This window comes from Paenibacillus ginsengarvi (assembly GCF_003626695.1).
GTDB classification, from domain to species: Bacteria; Bacillota; Bacilli; order Paenibacillales; family NBRC-103111; genus Paenibacillus_AB; species Paenibacillus_AB ginsengarvi.
Window position 1 is genome coordinate 13529 of record NZ_RBAH01000040.1, and the last position, 12708, is coordinate 26236.

Genomic DNA, 12708 nt, shown 5'->3' on the forward strand with positions numbered 1-12708 from the left:
ATTTGGCGCTTTCTGCGAAAATCGCATGGTGACAACCTTTATTTCGGGGAACACTGCTAAGGGGTGAGACAGATGAAGGTACGTCTGGTACAAAACGGATTGTTTACGCAAATCGATGATATCGCGGATGCGCTTGTGCCTCCAGCGAACGGTTTTTATTGGGTCGACGCCAATCTGGAAGACTTGGAAATGCTGCAGCCGTTGTTTCAGCTGCACGATCTGGCCGTCGAGGACTGCTTGAACGACGAAGAGCAGAGGCCGAAGCTGGAGCTGTACGATTCGCATTATTTTATCGTCATTAACAGTATTCGCTTTGACGACGAAGAAATCTTTTTACGCGCACTTAATATCTTTTTATTCCGGCATACGATCATTACGGTCACCCGCCAAAAAATTAACGAAATCCGCTCGATCAAGCCGGTCCTCTGGGAAGAGGAAGTGAACTCGCCCGACCGCTTCCTCTATCACCTCGTCGACCTGGTCGTGGATAATTACTTTACGGTCGGCGACCGGATCGAAGCGAAAATCGAAACGCTCGAGGAAGACATCCTCGTGCATACGAAAAAATCGCATTTGAACGAAATTATCGGTCTCCGCAGCGAAATTTTGTGGCTCAAAAAAATGCTCGTGCCGCAGCGGGACTTGATCTGGGCGCTTAACAAAAGAGAGCTTCGGCTCATCGACGACCAGCTGCAAAAATATTTCGGCGACATTTACGAGAACGCCGTCAAAATAACCGAGGAATTTGAAACGTTCCGAGATCTGATGGGCAACTTGCGCGAGGCGTACCAGTCCAGCCTGTCGAACCGGACGAACGAAATTATGCGCATCTTTACGGCGCTTACGACGATATTCATGCCGATGACGATCATTACCGGCATATACGGCATGAACTTCGACAATATGCCGGAGCTGCATACGGCTCACGGCTATTACGCGGTGCTGGCGATCATATTCGGAGTAGGGTTGTCGATGTTTCTGTTTTTCAAAAAAAAGAATTGGTTCTGATCCGGCTCCGGCAGGATTCAAGGCGAAAGGCTGCCCTCGCGCGATGGCGAGGCGACAGCCTTTTTTTGTTCAACTTAGGCTCGTGAAGGCGCTTACGGCTTAGGCCGATTCCGGCTCTTCGCTCGTCCCGGACGCCGAGTCGGCCCCGGGGCTCTCTGTAATATCGATCACCGATTTGCGGTAGCGGATACGCAGCAGCCTTAGCCATTCGTAAACGCGGCTGATCGCCGCTTCTTCCAGCGACTTCTCGTCGTATAGCTTTTGCAGTACAGGTCGCAGATACCGGTCCCCCGACCGTTTGAACTCGCTCCACGCCTGCTCGACGAGCTCCTCCGGAATGGTCTCCAGTTCCCTGTCGATGAATGCATCCAGCTCATAACCCTCCTTGTCCAGCTCCTCGATTACGGTGACCAGCTCCCTCCGGCTGAGCGAAAAAAGCGGCTCTGTCTGCGTAAGCGTATTCCCCGCATGTATTGCCTCCAGCAGCTTCCGCTTCGTCTGTCCCCGGGACGCCTCGCCTCTGCGGCGCTGTTCCTGCCGCTTCTTCGCCCACTCTTCCGCTTCGGCATCGCCGACGGCCTGATCGACCCAGGCGAGCGGAAACGACGTCTGCCTGTCCGACTGGGCCGTCAGCGCCAATAGGTCCTGCCCGTACAGCGATACCTTATGCTCGCCGAAGCCGGGGATTTGCAGCAGTTCCTCCGGCGTGTGCGGCTTGAAGGCGCTAAGCAGGCGAAGCAGCCGATTCGACGCCAAAATGAACGCGGCCTTGCCTTCGTTTGCCGCCTGGGCGTTGCGCCAGCGCCGCAGCGCCTCGAACAGCGCTTCGTCCGCATGGCGCTCGGCATAATATTCCAGCTTTCGGGCCAGCGCCGCCTTTCCCCCGGCCGCCGATTCCCGCTGTGCTGCAAGCTGTACGAGCGGCTTGAAGCCGGCTTCGCGCTTCTCGGCAAGTCGCGCCCGAAACTCTGTGAGCATTCGATCCCACGACGGTCCCTTGTACCAGCTTTCCTGCGACGGAATCCCTGCAGGGCTGGGCTCGTACCACCATACATGCCATTCCCCGAGCTCCTCGGCGATCGATACTTGAGCGGCTTCAGCCGTTCCCCCTTCCTCTACTTCCTTCTCGAAGCTGTTCAGAAAAACCAAGTTCATCCTGCACTCCTCCTTCGTTTAGCGGCAACAAAAAAACACCCCTCCTACAAAAGTAGAAGAGGTGCTTCCTCATGCCGTACGTATAAATAATTCCTTTTGATCGTACCATAACGGCAGCAACATTACAATATATTCCTTCGGCTAAAACCATGAATCTAGGAGCAGTTGTATCCGTTAAAGTGAAACGACCGCCTCACAAGACCGCCGAATGCACGCATCACCGGGACATTTGCTTTTTGCCAGGGAGCGGCGTCTCATGTATAATCGAGGTACCAAACGTACGACACGGAGGCTGGAGCATGTCCGCGAATTCATTCGATTTTTTGTACGACCATACGGAGGATACGAGAACGCGTTTCGTTTGCTTCATATCCCCGTCCTTGCAGCGGTTCGATCTCGCGCTCACGACGACAAGCCGGTTTTACGGCAAACAGCTTATTACCGACATCCAATCCGGCAAAACGGCAATTATCGGCCCCGACGATCTGGAGGAGGCCGGCTACTTGGAATACGTCTTCAAGCTGTCCGAGGAGGACGCGGAAGACTTGCGCAACTTTTTGACCGAAGTGGTCGGCATGATTAATTTTACCGATATTTAGCTTGCTTAAGAAACCGTCTATCGACGCTCCGGTGCGCCCGCATCGGGGCTGTTCGGTCGTTATCCGCTTATGACGGCGTCGCTTGCAAAGGCTCCCGGCCGTTGCCTTGTTATACGTCCCGCTTGTTCGCCGCCTGCTCCAGGTTAGTCACCATTTTGCGATACGAGGAGATGAGCAGATCAAGCTCCTCCTCGGTAAAGCTCGTCCACATGCCTTCCGATACGACCGTGTACCGGTCTATCATTTGCTGAATGATACGCTCTCCTTGCTCCGTAATTTGCAGAAACGTCGTCCTCCGGTCATGCTCCGGCACGATCCGCTCGATCAGCCCTTTTTTGACCAGCTTGTTGGACAGATTCGTTACGGCCGACAGCGTAATGTCCATCGTTTCCGCTAAGCTCGAGCAGGTTTTGCGTCCTTCCTTCTCGACAATTTGCAGCAGCCAATATTGCGAGTCGGTCAAATCGTAAGTAGCGAGTATTTTCGTAAAGCCGCTCACGAACCGGGTAATGTGGGTCGCATACAGCTCGGACAATTGTTTCTTCTTCTCGTTCAGCATCGCATACACCTCTATCGTTCACGCCCATTAATCTTTTACATTTAATCATTCCGCCCGAAAAAAAGCAAACGCTTTTGAACAAAGAACTCACATAATTAAAATATTTGAACTGTAAATAATTATTAACTATTAATAGTATACCCTATCCTAGGCGTATTGCGATACGAGCTTACTAATAAAAAAGCCGTCCCCGAGGAACAATGGAATTAAGATAGGCTTCCAAGGAGGATGAACGCATGTCCGGACACGAGAATGAACTTGAAACGAAGGAAGGCTTTTTGCAGGAGGAGCGGAGCGAGTATACCGATCTCGCAACCGTGGAGTCGCAGCGCAACGATCTGACAGCCGAGGAATTTCCGGAAGGCCCGTACGGCGCCGACCTGGAACGCGAAACACTGGGCAAAAGCTCGCCGTGGCGCGCCGATCAGCGATCGACGAGCGCCTTCGCCTACGAAAACCGCGACCTGCACGAGGGGCTCGACCGCGGCGGCTATCCGGGCGAGCATGATACGCACGACGAAGCCGGCGACGAGTATCCGGTCGACTGATAAGCGGCTCGCGTCCCATCCGCAACAAAACAAGACCGCCAGGGAGTAGCCTGACGGTCCTTTTGGTGAACAGCCCCCGCAATAGCGGAAAAATCGTTCCGCTATCTATAGATGCGGCTAGTACCAGCAGGCGCGATCGCCTCGCTAAGCCGATCTTTCCGACCCTATGGCCGACTCAGGCGGCTCCGCTTTCGTCCGCCTGGCCGGGCAGCAGCCTGCGCTTCGGAACGAGCAAATAAAAGATGGCGATGATAGCGAGCAAGCCGGCGCTTACCCCAACCGTCACCGTTTCGTTGAACTGTCCGGCGACCCAGCCGCCGACCGCAGGGCCGACCATAACGCCGATTCCTTCGATGCTGGACAGAACGCCCCAGCCAGTACCTTTCTGCTCGCTGGGCACGAAGGAGGACAAGACGGCGTTCCACGACGGCAGCACGACCGCGTACGACAAGCCAAGCATCGACGCCAGCAGCATCGCGGACGGCAAACCCGAGGAGGAGAGCAGCATCACGAGCGCGGCGGCGAGACCGAAAAATCCGGCGACGAGAAACCGTCTGTGCCCCCATCGGTCGGATAGCCGCCCCATCGGGATCAGTCCGGCTGCTGTGACGATACCGCCTACGATCAGAACGAGCGAATAACCGGAATAGTCCAGACCGAGCCGGTTCGTCGCAAACGTCGGCAGCACGGGCACGAGCAAACCGGCGGCCGCCGTTTGCACGATCATGCCGGGAACGAGGGGTTTCATTAACACAAGCCTGCCCTTTAGCTGCGCCAGCTGCTGCTTCAGCGGCATCGAAGCGAGCGGCTGGCCCGTCTCGAAGCGGGTAAGGAACGCAATCCCCCAGCCGATCGCCAGCAGCGCCAGCAGCAGTATAAACGATATGGTGTACCCCCGGTCCAGCACAAAGCCCAGCGCGATCGGCCCGGCCCCGAGACTGGTCAGCCATATGGTATAAATGACGCCCATCTGCGAGCCGCGCTGCTGCTCCCGAATCGAGCTGAGGCAGATGAGCCATACCGGGGAAGCTCCGATACCGAGCAGCACCGCGCCGGCAACAAGCAGCCAGGGCGTCCCGGCGAAGAAGACGGCCCACAGCCCGGCTAGCGAGGCGGCAAACGCCAGATGAAGCATGAGACGGGACGAAAACCGGTCCAACAAATAACCGGCCGCCACCTTGACGCCTGTATCGGCCAAATAATGAATCGACACGGCCAAGCCGACAGCCGCAAGCGAGATGCCGAGATGACCGGCCGCATAAGCGGGCAAAAACGAAATCAGAAGAGCGCTGCGGACAAATTCGATCGCAAACAGCATGACCGACAGACGTTTGAAATGAGGCGTCCATATAGAGCGGGCGGATGATGTCATGTTTACTTGGGCCTCCAGCCTGAATGGGGATCGAATGAAGCGCCGGCGGGAACGGGCTCGGCAATCGATGCGCCGATCGAGCGTATGACGCGGTCGGCAATGTCGCCCGCAGCTTTTCCCGGCGGCCGGATGTTCGTCCGCGGCCACCCCATCCGGCCGCGCTCCAGCATAAGGTTGACCTGGTCCGCGAGCTGATTCATATTGTACGTTATGCGGGCAAAGCCTTGCTGCTCGAGATAGATGGCATTCTCCTTCTCCTGCCCGGAAAACGGCTTGTAGATGAGCGTGGGAATACCGATCTGAATCGCCTCGGCCAATGTAACGCCCCCCGCCTTCGTAATCATGCACGAGGCGTATCGCATCAGCTCGTCGACCCGCTCGACATACCCGTAAACGGCGACTCGCCGTTCAGCGCCGAACCATGCTTCCAACTCGCGTTTTAGCGGCTCGTTGCGGCCGCAAACAATCGTAACGCTCGCTTCGCCAAGCTCGAGCACCCGCGCCGCCATCGAACGGATATCGCGCAGCACCCCGAACGCGCCGGCCATAATCAGCACATTGCCGCCGCTGCTCGTCGGTTTCTCGGCCGCCTCTCCAGTCTCATAGAACGCATCGCGAATCGGGATGCCGGTCACCGTAATGCGCCTCCCGGGAACGCCCCGCTCCATCATCGCCCGCTTCAAATCCTCGGTTGCGGCGAAGAAGTGGTCCGGGGTCGAGCTCAGCCACCGGTTATGCAGTGTAAAGTCGGTTATGACGGTAAACGTCGGAACCGCAATGCCGCTCCGGCGGACATGCTCGAACACGCCGCTGAACGGAAACGTGCTGATGAGCGCAAGCGGGCGGTCCCCGTCCAGCACCTCCGTCAATTTATGCAGGCCGAACGTGCCGAGCCATTTGGACATCATGCCGCCCGTCTTCATATCGCGGGTGAGGTAATAGCTCCAGCCGTAGTAATCGAGACCAAGCTCCGACCAAGCCGGGCTCCGGGCGTACAAAAACTTCGAGAATGCGTCCATCGCCGGATGCGCCTCGCGGAACAGATCGACGATCCGCACATTGCCGAAGCCAAGCTCGCCGAACTTGCGCTTCAGCGTTCTCGATACTTGCACATGCCCGTCGCCGTAACCGGCGCACAAGATGACAATCGCTCCGTTTCGTTGCCGCATCGTCCGCTCCTCCTCGCCGTTATCGCCATTCCCCTCATAGGACGGCGGCGGCTACTATCGATACGCCGGTGCCGATCAGGCAGCCGGCCAAGCAATCCGAAGGATAATGAAGCCCGAGGTACATGCGCGACATGCCTACCGTAGCCGCCATCGGAATGACGAGCAGAGACAGCCAAACCGAGGCAAGGGCAAACGGTACGAAAATCGAAAAAACAGCGGTCGTATGACCGGACGGAAAGGAAGGATCTTTTAGCGGCTTCGGGCCGGTGATCACCTCGCTTAGCGCCATATACGGCCGGGTCCGGTCCACTTTTCTTTTGATAATGGCTACAGCGGCATGGCTGACGGCCAGCGAAACAAGGCTTTTCCAGCCGACGCTTCTCCACGGCTCCGAGGCGAACAGGACGGTCGCCAGTACGAAGGAGATCGTGAATAGGGCTCCCCCCAGATGCGTCAGCCATCCGAACATGCGGTCCAACGCGGCATGACGGATCGAGCGGTTGCACCAGCGAAACAACCGGCTGTCCCATTCCCGCAAGTACGGATACAATCGTTTGGCCACTACTAGGCCTCCTTCCTGCAAATAACTGCTCTGTCTGTGTCTGTATCTATATCTTTATCATAGCGGAAACCGGTAGGGATGGAAACCAGTCTATTAGTCGGTTTTGTTCCACGTCCTAAGTCGGGCATGAACGTTCCCCCGGACAGAAGGACATCTGTACGCAAAAAAAGAAGGGGCATTTTCCCCTTCTTGTCACAGGCCGTTTGGCAGCAAAGGCGCTGCTTTCGCTAGTCCTATTTCAGCATGCCCTTGTATACGCCCGGCACCGAGCCCTCGATCGGAATCGCGCCGACCGTTTTGTTGTAAAATTCCGTCGGACCCGCGCCGCCGATAATCGCATAGGCGTAGCCTTCGTCGTACAAGCCGTGCATGCAGGCAAGCAGCAGCGCTTTGCCAACCCCCTTGCCCCGCATGGCTGGATCGACGCCGGTCGGGCCGAAATAGTTTTTGCAAGTAGCTTCATAACAGCCGAAGCCGACGATTTTGCCGTCCTGGGTTGCGATAAAACACGAAACCGGGGAACGGGAAAACGCCACGTCTACTTCGCTCTCCCAGTGCTTACTGAACGTGCCGCTTACCCATTCCTTCACAATATGCTTCTCCGGCGCCAGTCCGCGGCGGATGACGATTCCTTCCTCGGCCAGCTTGTTGATAATCGTCGTTTTTTCAGGCAATTCATACAGTTTCACGAGCATATCCGGCATAGTTAACCCTCCAGCATCTGGTTATGTAGTTTTCGGTAAAAAAGTTGTGCAGCGCGCCCCGCGGCTTGCAGCCGGAGCCGGCGATTGTGGGCCGCGGGAGCATCAGCCGATCTGCTGCGCCAGTCCCTTGAACTCCAGCTCCTCGAACTTCTCGCGCAGCCGGTGGAAATCCGGCGACCAGACACAGCCGTCCAGCGGGCATTCGATCGGAACGTCGCAGCGGATCGTAGCCAGATCGCGGGACAGGTGCAGCATATCGAGCGAAGCCTCGATCTTCTTGCGCACGCTTGCGGATACCGAGTCCAGCGCGGCCAAAATGCCGTCGATGTCGCCGAATTCGCTCAGCAGCTTCATCGCCGTTTTCTCCCCGATCCCTTTGACGCCGGGATAGTTGTCGCTCGTATCGCCGGTCAGCCCTTTCAGTTCAATCACCTGCCGCGGCGTCAGCCCCCGCTCCTCAAGCAATCCCGCTTCGTCGTAGACGGCGTAATTGGAGGCGCCCTTCTTCATAATGACGACATGAACCCGCTGAGCAACGATCTGGAGCAGGTCGTGATCGCCGGTCAGCACGAATACATGTGCCTGTTCGGACGCATAACGCTCGGCCAGCGTGCCCATGCAATCATCCGCCTCGTAACCTCGTAGTCCAACGTTCGGCACCCCGAAGCTGTCGACAACTACCTTGACCAGGTCGAACTGGGGGATCAAATCTTCCGGAGGGGCCTCGCGGTTCCCTTTGTAGTCCCCGTACATCTCAGTGCGGAACGTCGTGCTCCCCATATCCCAACAGCATACGACGTGCGTTGGCTTAAACCGGTTGACGGCATCGAGCAAATATTTGACGAAGCCGTGCACTGCATTTGTAGGCAGGCCGGCGCTTGTTCTTTTGATATATCCGCTATAGGCGCTGGCATAATAGGCGCGGAATAATAGCGCCATGCCGTCTACTAGCAGAACGGTGCGGCGGTCGCTCATCTCGCAAATCTCCTTCTGTCTTCCAGCATAGTATCGCTTTGACATTATAACATAGTTGCGCAAGCTGCGGATAAACATTCCACAGCTTGCACGTATGTATGAAATATAATTCCTTTACAAGACCGGATAAGCTATGCGCTACTTGAAGCTGTCCAGCACGAAACGCGCCAGCTCGCCCGGGCGAAGCGGATCGGCTTTATGCCGCAAGACGAACGTTTTGCCTAGCGCATCATACCTTTGCTTGAGCACATAAGCATGCATCGGATGATGGATCACTTCGCTGACCGGCGCTTCCGCCGGAATACGCGGCAGATCGAGCTCGAATTCGTACTGCATAAGCAGCGGCGGCGCTTTGTCCGACATGTACGTAATCGCCGATGCCCGCTCCATCAGCTTCAGTCCCTCTGGCCGGTACAGCTCCTCGACGGAATCGACGCCGTAGAACATAGCCAGATTCGGCTGAATATGCGGCCCTTCGTAGATCCCCTCGTAAAACCGCTGGTCTTTGGACACCTGGGTGCCGAAGCCGACAAAAGCGGTCACCTCGCTCGACTCGCGCTCCACAGGGTCTTGGCTGTCAAGCTTAGCCAAACTGCCTTGCAGGGCGTTCCACAAGGCTATATGCCCGCCTGCGGACGATCCGCTCGACGCGATCCGCGCCGGATCGATATGCCACTGCGCCGCCATGTGCCGGACGAACTGGATCGCCCGGGTACCGTCCTCCATCGGGGCCGGGAACGGATGTTTCTGTATGAACCGGTAATTGGCCGACAGGACGGAGATACCCGCTGCTAGGCATTCCTGCATCAGCTTCGTGCTGACAACCCCGCCTTTGTCTCCGCCTACGTAACCGCCCCCGTGAAAAAAGATTACGGCCGGAGCGGGCGCTTCCTCGCTTCCGACTAAGTAAGCGTCCAGTACATTACGCTCGTGCGGACCGTACGCCACGTCCTTGTATTCCGTTACCACTTGCTGCATGACTCTCTCTCACCTTCCCGGATTGCCAAATAATAGATTTGAACCACTACTACCAACTTAACGGAATATTTGTTCGTATGCAAGCGTTTCGAGGCGCGATTTTGACGGAAAATGTTTGCATCCGCCGAAAAAAAGACGAAGTTCTCCCCCTCTGAGGCAGCGCTTCGTCTTTCGTGACCGGTAACAATCAAACTTTGCGATAAACGACGGGAAAATGCTCGCCCGCCAAAATATCGCCGGGGCCGACTTCTACATAGTCGTTCATGACATGGCCGCCGGCAGGCTCATACCGCGTATAACCCGGCATGTAGTGGACGGCGATCGCCCTGCGCTTCATCGTCGAGCGGTTGTGCGGACTGCCGTGCCACGTCAAACAGTGATGATAGCCGACCTGCCCTTTCTTGATCTCGAACGGAACGGCTTCTACGGCCGCGCCTTCCGGAAGCTGTCCGGGATCTTTCGCATACGGCTTGAACTCCGGCGTGGTCGCCATATTTTTCATCTGATTGCCCCATTTGTGACTGCCGGGCACCATCCACATGCAGCCGTTCTCGATTACCGCGTCGTCGAGCGCTACCCACGCGCTCACAAGCTCGGCGGGTTGAATGATCGGCCAGAGCGGATGATCCTGATGCCAGCCGGTCGGCCCTCCGGACAGCGGGGGTTTGTACTGCACCTGATCATGCCAAATCCGCAGCGTATCGGTCCGGCACAGTTGGGCGATCTCCTCGGTTATGACCGAGTGGCAAGCATGACGGTAAAATGCGTCGCTCGCCATCCATATGTTGACGACCTGTACGACCTTCTCGTCCACGCTCATCTTCATATTGTCGTACAGCTTCGACTCCGACTCGCGCATATTGCGATTCAGCACCGGCCGCTTCACCGACCTGCCGTCCATCACCTTCTCCAGCTCTTCGCGGAGCGTCTCCACCTCGTCTTCTCCGAGCACAACCCCGCCCTTTAAAAAACCGTTCGTATCGAACTCCTTGATCTGCCCCTCGCTAAGCATCGGCTTCCCGCCCCTTCTTTACATGGAATCGTTTACGCTTTAAGCTTAAGGCATCGGAAGCGGCGAGTATTTGCATTTGTTCCACGACTTTATTGCATTTTTTCCAGATCGGGCGGGAGGCTGGCTATTTGTTGATCGGGGATTGGCACGAGATGACTCCAACCGTCAATTTTGCGAGCAGGGCGGCGACGGATTACAAAGCCCAGTGGGGACCGCGGCTTATACCGGACTATCAGATGTATTATGTCGCCTCCGGCCATGCGGCGCTGCTGCTCGGCTCCGAACGATTCGAGGCTGCCGCGGGCGATTTTCTGTTTTATGGCCCGGACTGTCCCCATCTGCTGTCCGCAGAGGCCGGGACCGACTACTTCAGCTTGCATTTCTCGTGGAATGCGGGTTCCCCGGTTCCGATCCATCCCGCTCCCCGTATTCGCGATTACCGGGTCCTGGACGTTTCCCTGCCAGCCGCCGCATACGCGATCAGCTTGCCCGGGTATGGCGAGGTATCCGTTCCGCACCGCTTTACGGCGCACGGCCAAGAGCCTTTGCTGATGCGGATCGTGAACGAGTACCGCCAGGAGCGTCCCGGCTTCCCGGTTATGCTCCGGGCGCTGCTCATGGAGCTGCTCGGCTCGATCATCCGGCAGCTCACGGACCAAAGTCCGCAGGAGGCGGAAAAAAGCCGGATCGCGCCCGCGCTCGACGCCATGCGCGAGCAGCCGGGCCGAAGCTGGACCGTATCGGAGCTTGCCCGTCTGTGCGGCTACAACCCGAGCTACTTCACCGACGTTTTTCGCCGGGAGCTCGGCAAAAATCCGAAGGCGTATTTAATCGCGGAGCGAATCCGGCAAACGAAGCAAGGGCTGCTGCGGGGGGAGAAGCCCGAGTCGCTTGCCGAGAAGCTCGGGTATACGAGCGTCCACTACTTGAGCCATCAGTTCAAAAAAGAAACCGGGCTGACGCCGGGGCAGTTCCGCCAGCACGGCGCAAACGCGGACGAGCCGTAGAACGGCAAAATGCCGCATATAGCGGCATTTTGAGGTAGCTTGTACGTTTTCGCATCCTTTTTTCAGCCAAACGCATTTAGAACAGCTTCTCTCCGAGCACGTGATCGAGCGGAACAAATCCGATATCCCGGCTGTCTCTGCTGTTGTTCCGGTTGTCTCCCATGACGAATAGATGGCCGTCCGGCACGTTCCAGCCGCGGGCTGCCGTCATATTCATCTCTTCCTTGATGTACGGCTCGTTTAGCTGTTCCCCGTTCCGGTACAGCTGGCCGTCCTTGATTTCGATCAGGTCGCCAGGCTTGCCGATCACTCTTTTCACATAAAAAATGCGGCCTTGATCGCCCGAGAACAGGCTGACGAGCGGGTTATCCAGCAGGTCGTCCACAACCGACCGCGCGCGGCCGACGCGGCTGTCGATGACGACGATATCTCCGTACGACGGTAAATAGGAAAGCGTATGAGACAGCTTGGACACATACATCCGCTGCCGGTCGTGCAGCGTCGGGTCCATCGAATGCCCTTCCACCTTAAAAGGTTGAAACACGAAGACGCCGATCAATAGTGAAAAAACGAAGGCAATGCCGATCGACCGGACCCAGCTCCAAATCTCTCTTCCTATTTTCATGCGTTTGATCCCTCCGCTACCGCCTTTTTAGCTATCGTACCTAATTTCCGGCTTCAGTTCAAATCTACGAACTGCTGGAAATGCTCGGGTGCAGCGGCGCCAAATGGCCGGGGCCCCCCGAATGGTATAGGATCAGCTGCCAAGTAAGGAGACCGAGACTATGAGATTCGTTACGGAAACGCGAATGAAGCGGCTTGAAGAGCTGCTCCGCCGGATTCCCGGCGACGACGATAGAAGCTATGCCCTGCATCTGCTCGAATCGATCCGCGCCGATATTGAACGCAACTACGCCGAAATCCAGCATCCGCCGGACGTAGGCCGCCTGATCCGGCCAACCGGTGACGATAACGATGCTGAGGGCATCATCACGCTTAGGCCCAGAAAACGCTGAAGCTGCTGCGTCAGCTTGGGCGGGTTTGGGCATGCTGCTGCACG

At 56.9% G+C, this 12708-nt stretch carries 15 protein-coding genes; 5 read left to right on the forward strand and 10 right to left on the reverse strand.

Annotated features, from left to right (window positions below; all coding sequences use genetic code 11):
- Positions 1-72 precede the first annotated feature (72 nt).
- Positions 73-1008, forward strand: a complete 936-nt coding sequence (gene corA / locus D7M11_RS33325; protein WP_120751600.1) for a magnesium/cobalt transporter CorA — start codon at positions 73-75, stop codon at positions 1006-1008.
- 99 nt (positions 1009-1107) lie between these two features.
- Here the strand turns inward: corA and D7M11_RS33330 are convergent, their stop codons facing one another.
- Positions 1108-2163, reverse strand: a complete 1056-nt coding sequence (locus D7M11_RS33330) for an HRDC domain-containing protein (protein WP_120751601.1) — start codon at positions 2161-2163, stop codon at positions 1108-1110.
- 299 nt (positions 2164-2462) lie between these two features.
- On the opposite strand from D7M11_RS33330, the gene D7M11_RS33335 reads away from it, so the two are divergent.
- Positions 2463-2762, forward strand: coding sequence for a DUF3055 domain-containing protein (locus D7M11_RS33335; protein ID WP_120751602.1), 300 nt, complete (start codon positions 2463-2465; stop codon positions 2760-2762).
- Positions 2763-2871: 109 nt separating this feature from the next.
- Here the strand turns inward: D7M11_RS33335 and D7M11_RS33340 are convergent, their stop codons facing one another.
- Positions 2872-3321, reverse strand: coding sequence for a MarR family winged helix-turn-helix transcriptional regulator (locus D7M11_RS33340; protein WP_240041422.1), 450 nt, complete (start codon positions 3319-3321; stop codon positions 2872-2874).
- A gap of 236 nt (positions 3322-3557) precedes the next feature.
- Between D7M11_RS33340 and D7M11_RS33345 the strand changes: the two genes are divergently transcribed.
- Positions 3558-3869 carry a hypothetical protein gene (locus tag D7M11_RS33345; RefSeq protein WP_120751603.1) on the forward strand — a complete coding sequence of 104 codons (312 nt, stop codon included), beginning with the start codon at positions 3558-3560 and terminating at the stop codon, positions 3867-3869.
- Between the two features lie 175 nt (positions 3870-4044).
- Here the strand turns inward: D7M11_RS33345 and D7M11_RS33350 are convergent, their stop codons facing one another.
- From D7M11_RS33350 to D7M11_RS33380, 7 genes are all read right to left on the reverse strand, one after another.
- A complete protein-coding gene (locus tag D7M11_RS33350) occupies positions 4045-5241 on the reverse strand; it encodes an MFS transporter (protein ID WP_120751604.1) in 1197 nt (398 codons plus the stop codon).
- 2 nt (positions 5242-5243) lie between these two features.
- Positions 5244-6410 (reverse strand): MGDG synthase family glycosyltransferase, encoded by a 1167-nt coding sequence (locus D7M11_RS33355; protein WP_120751605.1) that lies wholly within the window; start codon positions 6408-6410, stop codon positions 5244-5246.
- Between the two features lie 34 nt (positions 6411-6444).
- Positions 6445-6972 carry a phosphatase PAP2 family protein gene (locus tag D7M11_RS33360; protein ID WP_240041423.1) on the reverse strand — a complete coding sequence of 176 codons (528 nt, stop codon included), beginning with the start codon at positions 6970-6972 and terminating at the stop codon, positions 6445-6447.
- A gap of 233 nt (positions 6973-7205) precedes the next feature.
- Positions 7206-7676, reverse strand: coding sequence for a GNAT family N-acetyltransferase (locus D7M11_RS33365; RefSeq protein ID WP_120751606.1), 471 nt, complete (start codon positions 7674-7676; stop codon positions 7206-7208).
- Between the two features lie 102 nt (positions 7677-7778).
- Positions 7779-8651, reverse strand: a complete 873-nt coding sequence (locus D7M11_RS33370) for a 5'-3' exonuclease (protein WP_240041424.1) — start codon at positions 8649-8651, stop codon at positions 7779-7781.
- A 138-nt stretch (positions 8652-8789) separates the two neighbouring features.
- Entirely contained in the window at positions 8790-9629 is an 840-nt protein-coding gene (locus tag D7M11_RS33375; RefSeq protein ID WP_120751607.1) for an alpha/beta hydrolase, read from the reverse strand.
- Positions 9630-9816: 187 nt separating this feature from the next.
- A complete protein-coding gene (locus D7M11_RS33380) occupies positions 9817-10641 on the reverse strand; it encodes a phytanoyl-CoA dioxygenase family protein (protein ID WP_120751608.1) in 825 nt (274 codons plus the stop codon).
- 128 nt (positions 10642-10769) lie between these two features.
- Here D7M11_RS33380 and D7M11_RS33385 point away from each other — a divergent pair, with 128 nt between their 5' ends.
- The gene (locus D7M11_RS33385) at positions 10770-11648 is read left to right on the forward strand and encodes a helix-turn-helix domain-containing protein (protein WP_120751609.1); all 879 of its coding nucleotides are present in this window, start codon (positions 10770-10772) and stop codon (positions 11646-11648) included.
- 76 nt (positions 11649-11724) lie between these two features.
- Here D7M11_RS33385 and lepB read toward each other — a convergent pair whose 3' ends face one another.
- On the reverse strand, positions 11725-12273 hold the full coding sequence (gene lepB / locus D7M11_RS33390; protein WP_120751610.1) for a signal peptidase I: 549 nt from the start codon (positions 12271-12273) through the stop codon (positions 11725-11727).
- Between the two features lie 160 nt (positions 12274-12433).
- Here lepB and D7M11_RS33395 point away from each other — a divergent pair, with 160 nt between their 5' ends.
- Entirely contained in the window at positions 12434-12664 is a 231-nt protein-coding gene (locus tag D7M11_RS33395) for a hypothetical protein (protein ID WP_120751611.1), read from the forward strand.
- Positions 12665-12708 lie beyond the last annotated feature (44 nt).

Coding starts and splice junctions, on each gene's coding strand:
- corA (WP_120751600.1), top strand. CDS start 73: ATGAAGGTACGTCTGGTACAAAACGGATTGTTTACGCAAATCGATGAT.
- D7M11_RS33330 (WP_120751601.1), bottom strand. CDS start 2,163: ATGAACTTGGTTTTTCTGAACAGCTTCGAGAAGGAAGTAGAGGAAGGG.
- D7M11_RS33335 (WP_120751602.1), top strand. CDS start 2,463: ATGTCCGCGAATTCATTCGATTTTTTGTACGACCATACGGAGGATACG.
- D7M11_RS33340 (WP_240041422.1), bottom strand. CDS start 3,321: ATGCTGAACGAGAAGAAGAAACAATTGTCCGAGCTGTATGCGACCCAC.
- D7M11_RS33345 (WP_120751603.1), top strand. CDS start 3,558: ATGTCCGGACACGAGAATGAACTTGAAACGAAGGAAGGCTTTTTGCAG.
- D7M11_RS33350 (WP_120751604.1), bottom strand. CDS start 5,241: ATGACATCATCCGCCCGCTCTATATGGACGCCTCATTTCAAACGTCTG.
- D7M11_RS33355 (WP_120751605.1), bottom strand. CDS start 6,410: ATGCGGCAACGAAACGGAGCGATTGTCATCTTGTGCGCCGGTTACGGC.
- D7M11_RS33365 (WP_120751606.1), bottom strand. CDS start 7,676: ATGCCGGATATGCTCGTGAAACTGTATGAATTGCCTGAAAAAACGACG.
- D7M11_RS33370 (WP_240041424.1), bottom strand. CDS start 8,651: ATGAGCGACCGCCGCACCGTTCTGCTAGTAGACGGCATGGCGCTATTA.
- D7M11_RS33375 (WP_120751607.1), bottom strand. CDS start 9,629: ATGCAGCAAGTGGTAACGGAATACAAGGACGTGGCGTACGGTCCGCAC.
- D7M11_RS33380 (WP_120751608.1), bottom strand. CDS start 10,641: ATGCTTAGCGAGGGGCAGATCAAGGAGTTCGATACGAACGGTTTTTTA.
- lepB (WP_120751610.1), bottom strand. CDS start 12,273: ATGAAAATAGGAAGAGAGATTTGGAGCTGGGTCCGGTCGATCGGCATT.
- D7M11_RS33395 (WP_120751611.1), top strand. CDS start 12,434: ATGAGATTCGTTACGGAAACGCGAATGAAGCGGCTTGAAGAGCTGCTC.